Origin of the sequence: Pedobacter sp. R20-19 (assembly GCF_000708265.2) — a bacterium.
Lineage (GTDB): Bacteria > Bacteroidota > Bacteroidia > Sphingobacteriales > Sphingobacteriaceae > Pedobacter.
Genome location: NZ_JCKI01000009.1, coordinates 75,942 through 97,020, shown reverse-complemented (window position 1 = coordinate 97,020; position 21,079 = coordinate 75,942). Strand labels below are relative to the sequence as shown.

Annotated in this window: 11 protein-coding genes; 9 read left to right on the top strand and 2 right to left on the bottom strand. The window is 39.0% G+C overall.

Annotated features, from left to right (window positions below; genetic code table 11):
* Window positions 1–215: 215 nt before the first annotated feature.
* Entirely contained in the window at window positions 216–4,331 is a 4,116-nt protein-coding gene (locus AN34_RS19690; RefSeq protein WP_082468472.1) for a two-component regulator propeller domain-containing protein, read from the bottom strand.
* A gap of 292 nt (window positions 4,332–4,623) precedes the next feature.
* Between AN34_RS19690 and AN34_RS19685 the strand changes: the two genes are divergently transcribed.
* The 9 genes from AN34_RS19685 to AN34_RS19645 all read left to right on the top strand — a co-directional run bounded on the left by AN34_RS19685 (window position 4,624) and on the right by AN34_RS19645 (window position 19,507).
* On the top strand, window positions 4,624–4,977 hold the full coding sequence (locus tag AN34_RS19685; RefSeq protein WP_029288473.1) for a hypothetical protein: 354 nt from the start codon (window positions 4,624–4,626) through the stop codon (window positions 4,975–4,977).
* Window positions 4,978–5,107: 130 nt separating this feature from the next.
* Window positions 5,108–6,112, top strand: a complete 1,005-nt coding sequence (locus tag AN34_RS19680; RefSeq protein WP_029288471.1) for an ABC transporter transmembrane domain-containing protein — start codon at window positions 5,108–5,110, stop codon at window positions 6,110–6,112.
* On the top strand, window positions 6,105–7,469 hold the full coding sequence (locus tag AN34_RS19675; protein WP_029288469.1) for an HlyD family secretion protein: 1,365 nt from the start codon (window positions 6,105–6,107) through the stop codon (window positions 7,467–7,469). The genes AN34_RS19680 and AN34_RS19675 overlap by 8 nt, the downstream gene beginning before the upstream one ends.
* Window positions 7,470–7,483: 14 nt before the next feature.
* Window positions 7,484–8,959, top strand: a complete 1,476-nt coding sequence (locus tag AN34_RS19670; RefSeq protein WP_029288467.1) for a TolC family protein — start codon at window positions 7,484–7,486, stop codon at window positions 8,957–8,959.
* Between the two features lie 94 nt (window positions 8,960–9,053).
* Window positions 9,054–9,866 carry an MOSC domain-containing protein gene (locus tag AN34_RS19665; protein WP_029288465.1) on the top strand — a complete coding sequence of 271 codons (813 nt, stop codon included), beginning with the start codon at window positions 9,054–9,056 and terminating at the stop codon, window positions 9,864–9,866.
* A 257-nt stretch (window positions 9,867–10,123) separates the two neighbouring features.
* Window positions 10,124–11,623: an acyl-CoA dehydrogenase family protein gene (locus AN34_RS19660; protein ID WP_029288463.1), complete on the top strand. Its 1,500-nt coding sequence runs from the start codon at window positions 10,124–10,126 to the stop codon at window positions 11,621–11,623.
* Window positions 11,624–12,339: 716 nt separating this feature from the next.
* Window positions 12,340–15,564, top strand: a complete 3,225-nt coding sequence (locus tag AN34_RS19655; RefSeq protein ID WP_051666737.1) for a TonB-dependent receptor — start codon at window positions 12,340–12,342, stop codon at window positions 15,562–15,564.
* 11 nt (window positions 15,565–15,575) lie between these two features.
* Complete coding sequence (locus AN34_RS19650) at window positions 15,576–17,576, top strand: RagB/SusD family nutrient uptake outer membrane protein (RefSeq protein WP_051666736.1); 2,001 nt, start codon at window positions 15,576–15,578, stop codon at window positions 17,574–17,576.
* 260 nt (window positions 17,577–17,836) lie between these two features.
* Window positions 17,837–19,507: a beta-xylosidase gene (locus AN34_RS19645; protein ID WP_197285565.1), complete on the top strand. Its 1,671-nt coding sequence runs from the start codon at window positions 17,837–17,839 to the stop codon at window positions 19,505–19,507.
* Window positions 19,508–19,825: 318 nt separating this feature from the next.
* Here the strand turns inward: AN34_RS19645 and AN34_RS19640 are convergent, their stop codons facing one another.
* Window positions 19,826–21,076, bottom strand: coding sequence for a glycoside hydrolase family 28 protein (locus AN34_RS19640; protein ID WP_029288455.1), 1,251 nt, complete (start codon window positions 21,074–21,076; stop codon window positions 19,826–19,828).
* Window positions 21,077–21,079 lie beyond the last annotated feature (3 nt).

Genomic DNA, 21,079 nt, shown 5'->3' with positions numbered 1-21,079 from the left:
AGTGTGCAGTAAGGTTTAGAAAAAATAATTTTTTACTAACCGAAATTCGCAATTGTTAATTGATTTTGACACCTACAATCTGCGACTATTTCTTGGAAGATGAGAATTATATCGCCATTCCCCTCCTTTGGACGGGTGCTAAAAGGGCGGGGTAGTTAAAATATAAATAAGCTATCAATTAGCATATAAGGCATACCATTAATTGAAATAGGTTATTAGGTTTTCGTCTTTTTTAAACCTGGACTGATGGACTTGTTATTGGAAAAATTCTTCCGGTATTTTTTAATGTAATCTGATGGATTCATTTCAAATACCTTTTTAAACTGCTCCCTGAAATATTTGATATCACTCATGCCAACCGTGTACATGGTTTCCAGGATCGTTTTATCTGTACTAATGAAAATTTCAGCAGCTTTTCTTAAACGAATGAAACGAATGAAACTGTTGGAAGAATGTCCTGAAACAGATTTGATCTTGTTGAATAGGTTTGCTCTAGACATGCCAATTTCATCTGCCAGCACCTTGATGTTGAAGTTTGGATCTTCCATATGCCTTTCAACTATACTGATGCAATTTTTAAGAAAATCTTTATATTCTGCAGAGATTTTAGATGTACTGGGATTTAAAGTAATTTCACTGTAAAAGTATTTCTGAAGACTATTTTTACTTTTTAAAATCCCGGCAACCCTGGCCACCAGCAATTCTTTATCAAAGGGTTTACTGATATAATCATCAGCGCCACTCTCTACCCCCTTTAATTTAATTTCTGCTGATGTACTGGCAGTAAGTAAAATAATGGGGATATGGCAAATGGATTCATCTTCTTTTACAATACTACAAAGCTCTATTCCACCCATGCCTTGCATCATGACATCACTGATTACAATATCGGGCAGAAAACCCCGAATAATGGCTAATCCACTTTCACCATCATGGGCTTGATAAATTTGATATTGTTCAGAGAAAACCTGACTGAGGTAATGGGCAATTTCTTCATTATCATCAACTATCAGAATTGACTTCTTCTCCTGTGCAATCATATCGCTTAAAGCGACATCATTATTTCTGGCTGGCTCCTGGATCAGATCATCCTGACTAAGTTCTTTGAGGATCAGAGAGGTTTCCTGCCGATCGGACACAATGGAAGCTGGGTTGATGTGTTCGTTTCCCTTTAATAATTTCAGGTGGAATGAAGTTCCCTCCCCCTCATTATTGCGACAGGAAATGGTTCCGTTGTGCATTTCAATAAAATTCTTAACCAGGTATAAGCCAATTCCAAATCCACTTCCTAAAGATCGGTTTTTATCTGGTTCCTGATAAAATCGATTAAAAATTTTCTCTGTCGAATCTTCTGCGATGCCACAACCAGAATCAGTAATCACAATATCAACATGGTGATCGGCCTCAGTTAATGATACCGCAATACGTCCACCATCTGGTGTAAATTTAAAGGCGTTAGATAGCAGGTTAAAAATGGCGATTTCAAGCTTTTCACGGTCTGCATAAATATTCGTTATTTCAGAAACAGCCAGAAATTCATATTGTATATTTTTTGTCCGTGCCTGATGAGAGAAACACAGAAACACTTCTTTCGCCAAACCATTGACGTTTAATTGAGAAACTTTTAGGGTATCACCTTGTGCATCAGCCTTTCTAAAAAGCAATAACTGATCAACCAGGCTCAATAAACGCTTGGCATTCCGGTAAACAATATTCATGCTACTGGTATCAATGTTTTGATCGTCCTGATAAAGCAACTCCTTCACCGGATTAATAATTAAGGTAAGTGGTGTTCTGAATTCATGCGATATATTGGTAAAAAAAGACAATTTACGCTCATTCAGTTCCTTCTCCTTTTCGCTTTCGATATGTGCAATTTTGATTTCATACCGCAGTTTTTCTTGCTTTTTCCGGTAAGAAACAAAGCCATAAGCACTAAGCCCGATTAATCCGGCGTAAAGTAAAAAGGCCCACCAGGTAAGGTACCAAGGTGGATTAATTTTAATCACAATAGAATAGCCAGTTTGATTCCAAACCCCATCATTGTTAGATGCCTTCACTTCAAAACGGTATGTTCCGGGATTTAAGTTGGTATACGTTGCCTTTCGCTGGTGACCAACATAATTCCATTTTTGATCAAAGCCTACCAATCGATAAGCATATTCATTTTTCCAGGAATAAGCATAATTAAGGGCAACAAATTCCAGGGAAAAAACGCTTTGATCATCATTTAACGTAATTTCCTTCGCCACGTTTAGGTTCTCTTTTAAAGGACTTTCCGCCCCAGGAAGCACCGATTTATTAAAGATTTGAAAATCAGTCAGGTAAACAGGCGGTGCCACATGGTTGAATCTGATTTGCCTCGGATTAAAAGAAAAATAACCTTTATTACCTGCAATCAATATGGAAGTCCCATCCTTTTTAATGGTAGAATTCACCAAAACACCATCCGCCTCATCAAAGTTTCTTACTTTTTTGTTTAAAGGATCCAGACAGGAAATCCCATTTTCAGTCAGCACCCAGATTTTACCGTCCACATCTTCCGTAATGTCATTAAAAACATTGCTTGAAAATCCATTGGCTTTATTGTACACTTCAAAACCATTACCCTTTGGTGAAAACTTATTTAAGCCGTCTTGAGTGCACACCCAAATGTTTTTTCTGGAATCGGTATGAATGGCTTTGATAATGTTGTTGCTTAAACCTTTACGATTCCCGTTTGAGGTTTCAAGTGCCCGAAAATGCTTCGTCTGTCTGTTAAAGATATTAACACCCCCGCCATAGGTTCCAATCCAGATCTGACCATCAGGCGCTTTTGAAAGCGCATAAGTATGGTTATTATTGATGGAAAAGGGATTTTTAGGCTGATTATAATAATGTTCAAATGTATTTTTACGACGATCGTAAATCTTGATTCCCGCATCGGTAGCCAGAATATAAATGCCATCTTCTACTTCCAGAATATCCCTGAAAACATCTTCATTAAATAAATTTCCGATGGCTGAATGATGAAAATGATGTGTAAAAATATTGCTTTTTGGATCATAACTGTCAAAGCCGTTTTCGGTAAGTACCCACAAAATACCTCTGCCATCAAAATAAAGTTTTAGAATTTCATTACTGGTAAGGCTATTATGATCATTGCTTTTCATGAACGTTTTAATCCCTCCTGATTGCTGATTAATGGCAAATAATCCATTATTGGTACCCAGCCACATCACATCATCACGGATAGCGATACTTTTAACATCACGGTTACCAAGCGGCAGTAAATTAATTTTAAATTTATATTGCTGATGATCTATTTTTCTAAGTCCGTTACGGCCGTTAAGCCAGATGATTCCATCACGATCCTGATAGGAATCGCCATAAGAATAATTGGGCGTATCGTTAATTTTCTCCCAGTTTTTGGAAAGGGTATGATACCAGTAAAACCCATTATTACCACCTACCAGCAAAAGATCATGACCAATAGGCATTACACTAAAAACAGAATAATTATTATGATCTGGAATCTGTATTTTAGTAAACTGACCTGTTTTTGGATTAAAATTAAAAAGTCCGTCCCAGTAAGTACCTACCCAAATATGACCATCGGCTGCGTAAGCTATAGCCCATACATCATTTGGATTTTTGGCACCCGCTTGCTGAGTTTGAGCATAATTGGTGAACGTTCTGTTTTTTTTATCAAATCGATTTAAACCAGCGCTCCAGTTGCCCAACCATAAATTGCCGTTTATGTCTTCTATAATGGAGTTTACGGATTTCCCCATCATGCTTTTTTTAGATGCCGGATTAGGCTTATAAACGATAAAATCTTTTCTGGAAGCCACATACTGATTAAAACCATCATCTGTACCAAACCACATCAGTCCCTTTTTATCACATAATATAGACCATACTTTGTTGTTGCTTAAAGAGCGAGTATTGTTATCATGATGTAGAAATCGGGTAAAGGTTTCAGTAAGGGGATCTAATAAGTTCAGCCCATCCATAGTGGCTACCCAGATTTTTCCCTGATGATCCTCTACAATAGCATTAATAAAATTGTTTGAAATGGAAGTACTATCGCTTGCATGGTTGGCAAATACCTTAAAGGTGTAACCATCAAAACGGCATAAGCCGTTTTCGGTACCTACCCATATAAACCCACGTCGATCACGAAGGGTTGCCGTGGTATTTTTTGAGGGCAACCCATCATTTGTACCATACGTTTTCATCTCGCCCTTATTCTGCTTCGTGATGGCAGAAGCATTCATGTATTGAGCAAAAGCAATATTATAGTTGGAAAAAAGAAAGCAGCATAAGATGACTGTTCTTATCAATTTCATTGTGATAATCTAAAACCTAAAAATTTAACATAAAATAAAGAGCCATCAAATAGGTTACGAATATAAAGCTAAATATATACGATATTAAATTACCTGATGCAGATCGTATCTTAAATATGTTAAATTGATTTTAAGCGCATATCAGCATCGGAGTAATCTGGATGGAAATGAAGGGCAGCCTAAACGACTGATTTAACTTTTTAACATCATTAATTTGACGTTATCATGAACAAAAAACAATCCTCTACAGGGTTCATAAAATTGGAAAGCACCTATATTTGCATTTCAAATCATGGAAGGATTAAGAAATAATTTACTCAAACGCATTTTGGCCTTAGCGCTATTATGTGTTTTGGTACTTAAAGTTTTTTCATTCTCTATTTCTTATTTTTCGCCATCTGGAGATGCATTTTCCATAGAAAAAAACGCTGAAGAAAATAAAGATAAAGAAGGTGAAGCCCTTGATAAAAACAAAAAGAAACTTTTGATTTATGAATCATCGGTGATGGATACGGGTCAACTTTTATTAAGTAACCATTTCTCTCTTCCTACACAACCTTATTACCTGCGTATGGGTACACATCCACCAAAAAGTGTCCCTACACCACCCCCTAACCATTTCTCATCAAACAGCATCATAATTTGATCTGATATCAGCCTGACTAATGGCCAGGCATTGTTTGCCATGTGGATTGGCAGGCATGAATGATGTAATTAAATGCTGGTATCTAACTACCTGCAATTTCTCTTCGTTTATTCTTTTAAGTTACATAACCATGAAAAATCATCATGTTGCCGGTATGCCCACGCCATGGCAAAGACTGGTACGCTTGCTCTATTATGAGCGTGGCACCATCAATTATATTTATATCTACGCCATGTTAATTGGTCTTATTGGCCTGTCACTGCCGTTGGGTACCAGTGCGGTTTTCAATCTGCTATCAAATGGAGCCATGTATAGCTCAACCTATATTCTGATTGCAGTGATTTTAGTCGGCATTGTTGTTGGCGGATTATTGCTCATTGGTCAGCTATCTCTGGTTGAAGTGATTGAGCAGAAAATTTTTGCCAGAACGGCTATAGAATTTGCCTTTCGCTTACCCCGGATTAAAAAGAAAGCGCTGGAAGGTGAGAATCCTTCTGAACTGATCAACCGTTTTTTTGATATTTTAACCATTCAGAAAGGTTTAACCAAGTTATTGGTTGATGTGGTTGCAGCCGCAGTTCAGATCTTTTTTAGTGTTATTCTACTCTCCTTCTATCACCCTGTTTTTATGGCATTTGGCATGTTTGTTCTTATGGTGATTATCTTTGTACTGATTTTGTATTATCGCCGTGGTGTTCAAACCAGCATTGAAGAGTCTGAATATAAATATGAAGTGGCTGGCTACCTGGAAGAAATTGCTGCCGATCTAGATACTTACAGAAACAGTGCCGATAAAAGGAAAGAAATCATCAACCGAACAGATGAAATTACCGCAAACTATATTCAGGCCAGAAATGATCACTTTAGTGTTTTAAAGAAATTTTTCATCAGTGCTGTAGCTATGAGGACCATTTTAATGGGTTCGTTGCTGTTGTTGGGATCTTATTTTGTAGTAGAAAGACAAATGACCTTTGGGCAATTTGTTGCCGCTGAAGTGATTATTGTTCAAATCAGCTATGCTATAGAAAAATTAATGACCAATTTAAATACCGTATTTGATATGGTAACCGGTAGTGAAAAGCTTGCTGTGGTTACGGATCTTGAACTGGAGGAAGGAGATTTAAATCATGGGTAAAGTAAGTAACCACCTTGCACAGCTTAAAAACTGGGAAGAATTATCTGTGCATACCAACAGTAAAATTATGGATGCGAAAGGGCCTAAACTATTGGGCAGAGTACTTCTTTTTATTTTTGTTTTTTTTGCCATCCTGCTCTTCCTTCCTTTCCGCCAAACCATTCCGGGACGGGGTACGGTCACTGCGCTGCGTCCTGAAGACCGGCCACAAACCGTACAAAACCAAATTGGCGGAAGGATAGAACATTGGGCAGTACGTGAAGGCCAGGAAGTAAAGAAAGGTGATACCATCCTGGTCATTTCAGAGACCAGTCAATCATATTTTGACCCTGAGCTACCTACCCGCTTAAATGAGCAATTGGATGCGAAACGTGGAAGTGAAACCGCAGCATTGCAAAAGATAGATGCCACCAATAGCCAGATGCGGGCTATGAATGATGGTTTAAAATTTCAGATGAAAGCTGCAGAAAATAAAGTACGCCAGGCCAGAAACTACGTTAGCATTGATAGCGCAGAATTATTGGCCGTTCAGAAATTTTACGAAACCACCAAAACCCGGTTAGAACGCTATGAAACCGGATATAAAAACGGACTTTTCTCCCTTACTGATATTGAAACCCGCAGGCTAAAGCTTCAGGAAGATAATGCAAAAGTAATTGGGCAGCGAAACAAACTTAGCAACTCTACGCAAAACCTGCTCAATGCCAGCATCGAACTGGATAATATCCGGGCAAAATATCAGGAATCAATCGCAAAGGCACAATCAGACATGAGTTCTGCCATCTCCAGCAGGGCCAGTGCACAGGGAGATATTGCTAAATTAAGAAACGACATTTCTAACATCAGTATTCGCCGTGGCTTATATGTGGTGAGGGCTCCTCAGAGCGGATTCGTTGTGAAAACGCTTAAAGCAGGGATTGGAGAGAACATTAAAGAAGGCGAATCTGTAGCTACATTACAACCAAAATCGCCATTGGTGGCAGCCGAACTTTATGTGAGCGCTATGGATGTGCCTTTGATTTTAGACACCAGTGATGTTCGTTTACAATTTGAAGGCTGGCCATCTGTTCAGTTTTCAGGCTGGCCATCTGTAGCAGTGGGTACTTTTGCCGGAAAAGTTTCTTCTATTGACCGGGTAAGCAGCACCGGTGGAAAATACCGTTTATTGATCAGCCAAACCCATCCTGTTCCTTCAAAAGATGAACCCTGGCCGGTACAACTTCGTCAGGGTTCAGGGGTTTACGGACGGATTATTTTAAGATCAGTACCGCTTTGGTACGAGATCTGGCGACAGCTTAATGGTTTTCCGCCAAGTTTAGAAAAAGAGCCAGCAGGTGGTAGTAAGGATAAAAAATAAAGGTACAAACCAATATGAAAAATAATTTTAAAGCATTCCTGATCACTTTAATGCTTTTCTTCTCCACGGTGATCACACAGTTGGTAAAAGCACAACAAACCGCTGTGGCTAAAACTGAAGCCGATAGTGTAAAAGTTTTTTCAATCAACGATCTTCAGATGCTCGTATTCCGGTATCATCCTATTGTTAAACAAGCCGCTTTGCTTAGTGAATCAGCTCGTGCCAGTGTGCTACAATCTCTAGGTTATTTTGATCCGGAACTTAAGGCTGGCTTCGCCCGAAAACTCTTTGGCAATACCGAATATTATAACAAATGGAATAGTGAATTAAAAATTCCACTTTGGCTGGCTGGTGCTGATTTAAAAATTGGTTATGACCGAAATGTGGGCACCTATGTAAACCCGGAGACTAAAACCAACACGCAAGGTTTATCTGCTGTAGGCCTGAGTATCCCTTTAGGCCAGGGACTCTTGATTGATGCCCGAAGAAATACGCTTCGCCAATCAAAAATTATGGTGCAATATGCTGAAGCCGAACAGCTGAAACAGATTAATGCGGTATGGTATGGGGTAGCAAAAGATTACTGGAACTGGTATTATGCTTACAGGCAGTTCGCTTTAATTAATGAGGGCGTAGAACTGGCACAGCGAAGATTTACGGCCATGAGCAGGCAAACCATTATAGGTGATAAGCCAGCAATTGATTCAGTTGAAGCCTATATTACAGTACAGGAGAGGATCATTCAAAAAGAAAAAATGAAAATAGAGCTGCAAAATGCTCAGCTGGTTTTGTCCAATCACCTCTGGAGTGAAGATGGAAATCCGCTTGAACTGCCAGCTGACGCCGTACCGCAAAATACTAATCCAGCAACGGCCAAACCCAATCCCCTAACTTTGGATACACTACTAGGACAGGCCGCCACTCAGCATCCTGAATTGATTAAATTGAGAACTAAAGGCGCTCAACTGGCGGTAGAAAGAAGTTATAGGCAAGAATTGCTCAAACCCAAACTAAACGTTACCGGGAATTTACTTTCAAATAGAACGGGTATAAACAGCGTTATTCCTGGTGATTACGATTTCAACTGGAGCAATTATAAAATCGGGATTGAATTTGCCTTTCCGCTTTTTTTAAGATCCGAGCGTGGAAAATTGAGGGAAGTTAAAATTAAGCAACAAGAATTAAATTATGATCTCCAACAGTCCAGCAGAACGATCAGCAATGAGATTACAGCTGCTTATAATGAGCTAACTGCCTATTCTTCACAACTGGCTGTTCAAATTCAAAGTGTTCAAAATCAGCAAATCCTAGTAACAGGCGAGAATCAAAAATTTAACCTTGGCGAAAGTACTCTCTTTCTGATTAACAGCAGGGAAACAAAATTAATCGACATGAAAATTAAGCAGGAAAGCATGATTTCCGGATACCAGAAAACACTGGCTGAACTTTATTATAAAGCTGGAACCCGACAGGATATTCGGTTGAATTGATCCTATCCTTTAAGACTTGTAAATTAATGATACAGGAAATATATGGGCATCTTTAGCCTGTTATTTCCTGTTTTTGTTTTATTATATTTGTTGAATGAACAAGTTTTTTCTCACCGACATTTATATTTATCCCATTAAATCACTTGGCGGACTCAGATTGGAGGAGGCTTTGATGGAAGATGAAGGACTTCAGTACGACAGGCGCTGGATGCTAGTGGATCATGAGGGAACCTTTATCACCCAGCGCAAATATGCACAACTATCTCTGCTGCAGGTAGATATTAAAGATGACCAGCTGTATATTAAACATAAAGTAGACCAGGAACTTGAAATTTCTTTTAAACTGGATGAAACGACTGGCAAGCGCATTAAAGTAACCGTATGGGATGACGCTTCAGTTGGTTTGGAAGTGAGTAAAGTAGTTAGTGACTGGTTTACAGCTTACCTGCAATTTGAGGTTAGATTGGTACGCATGTCTGATGAAAAAATTATGGTAGATCCACAATATGCAGCAAATGGAGAGGTTAAAAGCTTTTCGGATGGTTACCCTACCCTGCTCATTGGCCAGTCATCACTTGATGCGCTGAATGAGAAATTAGCTGAACCGGTGAATATGAACCGCTTCAGACCCAACTTTGTTTTTTCTGGTGGAGAAGCACATGCAGAAGATCATTTTAAAACCTTTTGGTTGGGTAGCCTACATTTTTCTGCCGTAAAGCCATGTGCCAGATGTGTATTAATTACCGTAAATCAGGAAACTGGTATTAAAGGAAAAGAACCATTGAAAACATTAGCTGGCTATCGAACGTTTAATCAAAAAATTATGTTTGGTCAAAATCTTCTTCATAAGGGCACTGCCGTAATTCATGTTGGCGATGAACTCAAAGTAGAAAATTGGAAATCATAAATGAAGATAAGTTGGATAAACTTTTAACTAATTAGAAAGATTCTAAATAATTATTACCATTTTTGAAGCGTATTTACTTGAAACGATGTTGGTATATGTAAAACTAATTTCACTACATTGCCCTTCAATGAAATAAGCTAGGCTTGCAAGTGCTGAATATAAAGCAGCTGAAAGAATAAACCTGATCAAGATGTCAGATATATCATGAGTACAGATCTGACATTACATATATAAATAAGCTTAACGAAGCATAAATAATGAATAATTTTAACCAGGAGTTTCCAGAATTTTTAAAAACCTTTGAACAAAATCTAAAACATCTTTTTCAGGAAAAACATAATATTGATCAGCTAAGTTTGCAAAGAGGCCTTCCGCCAGAACTGCTAACAGCAATCATGGATCATGTTCCGTTATCGGTAGCTGTTCCATCAGCATTTGGAGGCAGAGGATGTAAGGTTAAAGAATGTCTCGGCATTCTTTCGGCAGCTTCTTATGAATCGCTATCACTTTCATTAACTTTTGGGATTAATATCGCTTTATTTTTAGAGCCAGTAGCCAAATATGGCCATGATGATATTAAACAAGGAATTTTTGATAAGTTTTTGAAAGATCAAAATATGGGTGGTTTAATGATTACTGAACCCAATTTTGGAAGTGATGCATTGAACATGCGAACCACCAGCAAAGAAACTGAAAATGGCTACACAATTAAAGGAACAAAACATTGGCAGGGACTTACCGGAATGGCTAATTATTGGATTGTAGCAGCTAGAAATGAAGGTGCCGACGGTTCATTAGCCAGAGATATCGATTTTTTTGTGTGTGAAGATGCTATTGCAGCACAACAAATCCATGTAGAAGAATATTATGACAATGCCGGTTTATACCTTATTCCTTACGGATTAAATCAACTGGATCTTACCGTACCTAAAAACCAGAAACTTATCCCTGAAACCACGGGGATTAAAATGATGCTGGATATTCTGCACCGAAGCAGAATGCAGTTTCCAGGAATGGGAATGGGTTTCATTAAAAGAATGCTGGATGAAGCCTATCACCAATGTGACAACAGAAAGGTTGGCGTTGGCAATTTGCTTGGGATGGATAATGTGAAGTTTCAGATTTCAAGGTTACAGGCAGCTTATACCATTTGTTCTGCCATGTGTGCTAAGAGTTCAGCCATTAGTGGTATAGAAAACAACTTAGCTACCGAAGGATTAGAAGCCAATACTATGAAAACTGTAGTAACCGATTTGATGCAGGAAAGTGCACAATTATTGGTGCAGTTATCAGGTGCAAAAGGTTACCGCACCAGCCACATCGGTGGACGAGGAATTATGGATAGTCGCCCTTTCCAAATCTTTGAAGGTTCTAATGAAATGCTTTACGCACAAATTGGCGAAATGATCATTAAGGGCATGAAAAAGCAAAAGCAGCCTCAGCTTTACCAGTACTTAAAAGAATTTCCACTAACGGTAAAATCTGCTGATTACTTCAAGGCAGAACTTTCTTTTGCACCAGATGAACAGCTGGCCCAAAGAAAACTGGTTGACCTCGGCAGAATCGTAGCCAGAATCATTTGTGTTGGCTATGTAATTGATCTTTCGGAAAAGGGATTTAGAAAAGAACTGGTAGATAACTGCATCGTAATGTTGCAACAAGAAGTGGCCAGTTTAATTACTTCCCTTCGATTCAACAATAAGGTGGTAGAAGTGAGTGATTACCATATGGATAGTTTATGGCTTGATTTTGCATAAGCAAATGTAAAAGATCAAGTCAGCAGTATTAAAATATTTATTTTCTGCTCAGAAAACACAAGTCGTAGCCTTCCGTTACGACTTTTTTCTTTTTGTTGGCGAACCCCTATCCGCCTATCGGCACCTTTCCCCTTGAAGGAAAAGGCTTTGGAAAAAAACATTTCTCGAAACCAAATCGTAAAATTATATGCAACTCTTTTTTTAAGAAGGGCGCCTGAAAGGCGGGGTGGTGACCCCTATCCGCCTATCGGCACCTTTTCTTTGGAAGAGAAATGCCTTATTTGTTAATTTTTACCTTTTAGCAGGATAGATCAGGATGGGTTAACAAAATAAAAGTCATAACCTCGTAACTACAATTAACCAGATATATTCTAAACACTTAAAAAACCAAATATGAGTGGTTATGGAACAATTTTGCATTGATATTCAATTCAAAATGGCTTACCAGATCTAAAAAAACAAAACAACCAAACCAAAACTATTTTCTGTTAAAAAAATAAGTTCCGGAAATCTTTTATCAAGATTAATTTATAAAGGACAATTGATCAGGTATTGCCATGATTTTCAATTGATTCAGGACTAGATACTCCTCAAAAAAAGATGCATTGCGTGGAAGTTCAGGCTTAGCACATTAATCCGGTTCAAAACCTTTGCCTGGCTAAGAGCAAGAATACAATACCAACTAACTAAATATATCAAATCAATAATCAAAAACTATGTATTTCACTTTACATTCAAAGCCACATCATCGGCAAAATGCATCTGGAGGTAAAAAATTCCTGATTATGGGAATCTCTGCTCTTTCACTGCTGATGGTTGGCGCTTCGGCTCAGGCAGCCGTTACTTTTAAAAATGAGTCGCTCGTCATTAAAAAAGGAATTAAGAATTTTGATGAGACGGTAAAAGGAAAAATTACAGATGACAAAGGCGAAACGCTCGTAGGCGTAATTGTTAAGGTTAAGAATACAACCTTAGTGACTACCACCGATGCAAATGGTGCATTTTCCATCACTATACCTTCAGGAACCACCAACCCTATTTTGGTGATTTCATATGTAGGTTATACCACGCAGGAAGTTCCTGTAAATGGCCGGACAAATATTACCATACAGATTAAAAATGCCGTTAATGACTTAGAAGAAATTGTGGTGGTGGGCTACAACACGGTAAAGAAAAGCGATTTAACCGGAGCTGTGGTGAGTGTTGGTGCGGAGGAAATTAGATCAAGACCAGTTACCAATGCTTTGCAAGCCATTCAAGGTAAGGCTGCAGGTGTGGATATCACTTCGAATGAGCGCCCGGGGCAACTCGGAAGTATCCTGATTCGTGGTGTAAGATCACTAACGGCCAGTAATTCGCCTTTATATGTGGTGGATGGAATCCCCTTGCAAGCTGGCGGTATTGAGGCGATTAACCCCAATGATATTGAATCCATCGATATTTTAAAGGATGCTTCAGCTACTGCAATTTACGGATCACGTGGTGCTAATGGTGTGGTTTTAGTTACCACCAAAAAAGGTAAGGCCGGAAGATTAACCTTAGATTATGTGGGTACGGCAACCATCGAAACTTTGAATGACCGAATGGATATGATGAATTCTGGTGAATACATTGAGTTTCGCCGTGATGCTTACCGCCGTACGGCATATTTGAACTCCATTAACGGTACCAATACCCAACCTATTTATAATTATCCGGTTATTGCCACTCAAGCAGCCGATAGAGAGATTTTTAAACAGGATCCAAACATGCTCACCAATCTGGATAAAGGATGGGTAAATGGTGTATTTGATGGCAGTTTAGTACCCACAACTGATTGGGGCGATCTGGTAACCCGAACTGGTGTTACGCAAGATCATGTATTGAGTGTAAGTGGTGGTACAGATAAAATTAAAGCTTATGGATCTTTTGGTTACTTAAATCAAACAGGAACACAATTGGGCCAGGATTTTGAAAGATACAGTGGCAAACTGAGTGTTGAAATAAACCCGGTAAAATGGTTTAAAATGGGTGCAAACCTTACGGCAACCTATGGTCTTCAAAACTATGGCTTCCAGGCCGCCAGTGCGTCTGGTGCCGGGAACATTTATGCCGCCGCACGTGGCATGCTGCCTTTAGCCATTCCATTTGACGCTAATGGCAACAGAATAAATTTACCAGGCGGAGATATCAACATCCAGAATCCGGTTTTAGAAGCTGATTACAACATTAACCTTCGTAAAACCTTGAGAACCTTAGGCTCTATTTTTGCTGAGGTAAACTTATTAAAGGGCTTAAAATACCGTATTAACTTTGGTCCTGATTTTTCAAATTTTTATAATGGCAGGTATCAGGACGCTAAGTCTGTTAACCGTGATGCCGGAGTACCTGGATCGATCAACAACTATGCGCAGTTGAATCAGAGCAATAGATTTGCATATACACTAGATCATTTATTGTATTATGATAAAACCATCAATAAGCACAATTTTGGGGTAACCTTATTACAAAGTTCATCTTCCTTCCGTGAAGAATCTTCTTCATTAACCGGAAGCAAGATCTCCTTACCCAATTCACTTTGGTATGGTTTAAATACCGGAAACATTACGGGCTTAGATGCCTTTGACACCAACTTAAGAAAATCAACCCTGGTTTCTTACATGGCCAGAGCCAACTACAGTTTTAACAGCAAATACCTGTTAACGGCATCAGCACGCTGGGATGGTGCATCACAGCTTGCGGCAGGAAACAAATGGGATTTCTTCCCTTCTGCAGCATTAGCCTGGAGACTGGAGCAGGAAGATTTCATGAAAAACATTAAATGGGTAGATCAGTTAAAATTGAGACTGGGCGTAGGTAGCACCGGTAACTCATCAGTAGATATTGGCAGCACCCTTGGCCTGTTGCAACCCTTAACTTATACTTATGGCAGTTCAGCCCAAACCGGCTATGTTTCTTCAGATGCTTCATTAGCCAACCCCATTCCGTTACCGAATAAATTGTTAAGCTGGGAAAAAACCTTACAATATAACCTGGGTTTAGATTTCGATATTTTAAAAGGAAGAATCAGTGGATCACTGGATATTTATAAATCAAAAACAACAGACTTAATTCTGCTTAAAAAAATTGCTTCTGTTAATGGTTATACTACCTCTTACGATAATATTGGCTCAACCAAAAACAAAGGCCTTGATTTGACCTTAAATACCGTGAATATTAAAACCAAAGATTTTACCTGGGAATCTACTCTGAATTTCTCTACCAGTAAAGATGAGATTGTTAAATTAGACAATGGTGATATGGTTATTGATCGTTTCTTTATTGGACAAAGAAATGGCGTAGCCTATGATTTTGTGAAAGAAGGCATCTGGCAGAATACGCCTGAAGATTTAGCTGAAATTGCAAAGTATAAACTAAATGGCGTAACGTTTAGTCCCGGCAGTATTAAGGTTAAAGATTTAAACGGCGACTATAAAATAGATGCCAACAATGACCGCCAGATTTTGGGTCATTATAATCCAAGCTGGACAGGTGGTTTAATCAATACATTTGGCTACAAACAATTTGATTTATCTATTTTTATTGTTGCACGTTACAATTTCCTTATTCAAACCGGAGCAGAAGCACTCCAAGGTCGTTTTGCACAACGAGTGGTTGATTACTGGACACCAACTAACCCAACAAATGATTATCCGGCACCAAATTATGCCAGTGCCAGCGGTGACCAATATGTAAGTGCCTTAAATTATCAGGATGCTTCGTTTATTAAAATCAGGAATATCTCTTTAGGCTACAATTTTGCATCAGAAATTGCGAAGAAATTAACCTTATCCCGATTAAGAATTTATGCACAAGCCATTAACCCTGGTTTAATTTATTCAAAAGTGAAATGGATTGATCCGGATTTAGGTGGTTCCACATTTAACAGAGGATTTGTTTTTGGCATTAACGCTAGCTTTTAACCAAAATTAACATGAAAAAGATTATCAATATACTATCAGGGATGGCCCTGTTAAGCGGATTAATGATTTTACCGACATCCTGCAAAAAAAGCTTTTTAGATGAAGAGGTCATTAATTCACACAATACCTCCGATTTTCAAACCGCGCTGGGTCTTGATGGCTTAGTGATTGGTATGTACCAGAGTTTAAAGTTTCATTTCAACTATACCTGGGCTTATACCACTACGAATTATGGCGTAGATGAATTTAAGGTTGGTGGAGACCGGACAGAACAGATGTTTAATTCATACGATGGCAATTTCAATTCACTTTCGGGGGATGTGGCAGCCGTTTGGGACAATATGTATGGTAGCATTAATTCGGCCAATATCGTTATCAAAAATGTGCCTGTTTACTACGAAGGTGCCAATAAAAATACCCGTTTGGGTGAAGGCTACTTTATGCGGGCCTTTGATTATTTTAAACTGGTTAAGCAATTTGGAGCAGTTCCGTTAAAGTTAGAACCCTCTGAAACCATACAGGAAGAATTTACCAGAAGTGCTGCAAAAGATGTTTATGCACAAATTATTCAGGATTTTACCCAAGCTTATGAATTATTGCCGACAACTGTTACTGAAACCGGCAGAATATCTAAAGGGGCAGCTGCACACTTTTTAGCAAAGGCATACCTTTTCCGTGCCAGCGAAATCAACAATTCATGGAATAGCGACACCAAAACAGCTGATTTACAGAATGCCATTAAATATGCCGACCTGGTAATCAATAGTGGCAGTTATGCACTCGCCACTAATTTCAGTGATTTATGGAACTTCACCACAGTTGATGGTGCCAATGAAACCAATAAGGAAGTGATTTTAGCAGCACAATTTTCAAATAATATCACCACGCAAGGCCGTTATGGCAATCAAATTCACTTATATTATCCATCCGTTTATCAAACGCTTCCAGGAATGGTACGTGATCTTGCTGGTGGACGTGAATTTCAGCGATTGAAATCTACAGATTATGCTTTGGACGTTTTTGACCGGGTAAATGATTCCAGATTCTGGAAAAGCTTTAAAACAAGATATGTGTCCAACAATCCGGCGAGTGCACCAAAATGGACGGCTGCAACAGCACCTACGCCTGCCCAGGTTGGCCTGGCTAAATTTGCAGGTGGAGAAGAAGCTGTTTTGTACATTGTGAATGATGCTGGTGATACCCGATATACCCCAATCGTTGCCAATGCCACTAACCCACTTCCAACAGATCTCGGTCGACGCAAACCAAGTATGTTTGTGCGGTATTTTGCAGGCCAGCCACAAAGCTATTTAAATGCGCATGGCAACTACGGCGTGAGCCAGTTCGTAGCCTTATCTAAATTTATGGATGGATCAAGAAATCTGGTGGCTTCACAATTTGGACAGCGGGATGGTATTTTGGCCCGTTTAGCTGAAACCTATCTCATAGCAGCTGAGGCTTACGGACGATTAGGCCAATATGCACAAGCCATTCCATATTTAAATAAGGTAAGGGACCGGGCTGCTTATAAAGATGGTGAAAACAGGGAGAGTTATGTTGATGGCGGCATTTCATATAAAACAAATCCGGCTACTAATGCTACAGCCCTTTCATCATACTCAGATAAAAATACCTATTTCGAATCCAATAATATTCCGGTTACAACTGCCAATACCTTAACTTCTATGCATTTAAACAGTGAGGGAGATATCTTTAATTCGAACAGAGAATTTTTTGATAAAATTGGGGCAACTGCTCAAAGCGATAAATTTATTGCCTTTGTATTAAATGAACGATCAAGAGAATTAATGGGTGAACTACAACGATGGGAAGATCTGGCCCGTACCAAAACATTGGTGGCGAGAACTGCTGCATTTAACAGTGAGGCAAAACCGATTGAAAGTAAACATTATTTAAGACCGGTTCCGCAATCTTTTCTGGATGTGATTAAGAACAATGGTAATGCATTAAGTCCTGCTGAAAAGCAAGCCATGCAAAATCCAGGCTGGTAATTCGATACATTTTATTTATTTAAGCGCAATCGGCCATCTGCTGATTGCGCTTTTTATTTAAAACCCCATTCACTTGTAACAGCTCTATAGCAAATTTGCAGGACAGCGCAGGACCGTTCTGAAATATAAAAAGAGTAAAATCGTATTCATTTTTAACCAAATATTATTGATTACAATCAGATTTTGTGTGTTAGTTAGCATAGATTGATTACTTTATCTGACCAATATATGAACGTAAATCCTTTCACCGATCCTATCCCATGATGAAAAATCAGTTCAAGTCACTTTTTTTAATTTTAGGCCTCTTTGGAATAGTTAACATTGGCTGGGCACAAACCCGTGCCGATATCAAAGTTAACTTCGATAAAAAAATTGCAGAAATGAAACCTGTATGGGCTTGGTTTGGATACGATGAGCCCAATTTTACTTATATGAAGGATGGCCAGAAACTGCTGACGGATATTTCCAACTTAAGTCCGGTTCCTGTTTACGTTCGTGCCCATAATTTATTAACCTCTGGTGATGGCTCACCCGCCCTGAAATGGGGTTCTTCAAATGCTTATACTGAAGATAAAAATGGAAATCCAGTTTACAACTGGACGATTGTAGACCGCATTTTTGATACCTATGTTAAACGGGGAATGAAGCCCCTGGCTCAAATTGGCTTTATGCCAGAAGCTTTATCAGTAAAACCCATTCCCTACCAGCATCAATGGAAACCAGGAATGCGTTATGAGGAAATCATGACCGGATGGTCTTACCCACCTAAAGATTATCAGAAATGGGGTAATCTGGTATATGAATGGGTAAAGCATTGTGTGGAAAGATATGGACAAAAAGAAGTAGAAAGCTGGTACTGGGAAGTATGGAATGAGCCTGATGGTGTTTACTGGAAAAGTACCCAGGCCGATTTTTTTAAATTATATGATTATGCTGCTGATGGTTTAAAAAGGGCATTACCAACCGCAAAAATTGGTGGGGCAAATGTTACGGGTGGTGGCAGTAAATATCTTGATGCTTTTATCAGCCATTGCCTAACCGGAACCAATTATGTAACAGGCAAAACAGGTTCACCACTGGATGCCGTTTTGTTTCATGCCAAAGGCTCACCTAAATTCGTGGATGGCGTTGTGGTGATGAATATTCGTGCTGAACTTCAAAATGTAGCGGCCAACTATAAAGTGATCAGCAAATATCCACAATTAAAAAATATCCCGGTCATTATCGGGGAGTTTGATCCTGAAGGCTGCGCGGCTTGTGGCATGTCTACCAATCCGGAGAATGCATACCGAAATGGCACCATGTATTCTAGCTATACCGCAGCTTCTTTTGCCAGGTTATATGAATTAACAGATCAGTATAACATCAATCTTTTAGGTGCGGTAAGCTGGTCTTTTGAATTTGAAAACCAACCTTGGTTTGCCGGTTTCAGGGATCTGGCTACCAATGGCATCAATAAGCCTGTTTTAAATGTTTTCAAAATGTTCGGCATGATGAAGGGAAACCGTGTTGAGGTACAGAGTAACCACATGTATCCACTTAAAACTGTACTGGATTCAAGTATCAGAAGATCTGCGCCCGATGTTGGTGTGCTGGCAGCAAGTGATCAAAAATCGGCTACTGTTTTAATCTGGAATTATCATGATGTAGATAAAAAGGGAATAACAGATACCGTTGCAATCTCCTTAAATGGCCTGGGTAAGAAAATAGTAACTATTCAGCATTTTCGCATTGATGATGAACATAGTAATGCGTACGAAGCTTGGAAAAAGATGGGCTCACCTCAACAGCCGACGGTTGCACAAATTGCTACACTAGAAAAATCAAGCAAGTTGAAAACTATAGGAAAAGCAATTAAATATGATACTAGCGCTGGTCCGTTTGTTTTTGAATTACCCAGACAAGGTGTTTCTTTGTTGAGTGTAAGATAATTTCACTTACGAAGTTTCGCTGGGATTTGCGATGGGGAACTTCGTCAGTCTAAATAAAAAATCAATTTAATGATTGGTATCTTAACGACCAGTTTAAATGTGTTAATCCTATTTTTTTCGGTTGGTGAGACACCAACCGATAGATAAAATATGTTAATCCTATTGAATTTATATGCACCCTTTTTCGGTCGGTGAAACACCAACCGATAGATGAATTGTTGGTGCTTCACCAATCAGTTTAAATCTATTTTTTTCGGTTGGTGAGATACCAACCGATAGAAAATTCTTACTCCGCCCTGCCCTTTAGATACTTCGTATTTAATGAACCATCGCCTTTCCATTCACCACCACATTTTCAAATTTCACGCCTTCATACTTATTCTTAAGTATCGGATTTGGAGTCGTGACTTCTACATTTTTGAAACTAAAATCCGATACCTGATCCAGTGGATTTCCTTGCATTTCTCCAAATTTTGTGCTTTTGACTTTGATATTGGAGAGTTTAATATTTTTAATGACGCCGAAGGGTTTTGCCTCACTTCCACCTAAATCAAAAAACTGGCTCCAAGGGTTTAAATCAATCACAGCCCCACAATTTCCTGAAATGTTATCGACGGTAATATTTTCAAATAACTGGAAGGTATCTCCACGCATTTTAAATTTCAGAATGGGACAATCATTCTCTACCACACAATTTCTCATCGTAATGTTTTTAGCATGTATGCATTCACTTCCCATAGTCAGCGTGGCATGAGAAGGGCCAAAAGTACAGTTCTCAATCAGCACATCTTCTACTATTCCATTTTGTGGCAATTGATGTGCTGTAGGTCCTTTTCCACCCTTAATCACAATGGCATCATCATTTACGGAGATGTAGCAGTTTCTGATGGTAACACCTTTACAAACATCCAGATCTATACCATCAGAACTGGGTGCAGGAACAGGTTTAAAAGGAGATTGAATGTTGGTATCTTCCACCAATACGTCATTACACTGGTAAAAATGAGTTGTCCAGAAACCCGAATTGCGCAACTGTACCTGTTGAATTTTAACATGATCGCTCTTCCAGATAAAGATTAAACGTGGTCGGCTGACTTCGAGATTGGTAGACGCTTTACCCAATTTCTTCATTTCCTCCCGATGTGCCCAAAAGATTTTCCAGAACTTCAATCCATTGCCGTTGATGGTACCGGGCCCTTTAATGCTAAATCCATCTACACCATAGGCATTGATCAGGGCTGCATAATAATCCAGACTCTGTCCTTCCATTCGGGAAGGAATAAAAGGATAATTCTTAATTTCATCCGAACCTTTCAACACCGCCCCTTCTTGCAACACTAGACTGGTTTTTTGTTTAAAAAACAATGCCCCTGTTAAATAAGTTCCTTTCGGGATGACAATCACTCCACCACCTTTTGCAAAGGCTTTATCAATTACTTTTTGAATCGCTTTCGTCTGAACGATAGTGCTATCTGTCTTTACACCATAACGGGCAATATCATAATCCTGTGCCTTTACGGGATGTAAAAAGACGATTAGTAAAGTAAGCAAGTAAAATAATTTCATCATATT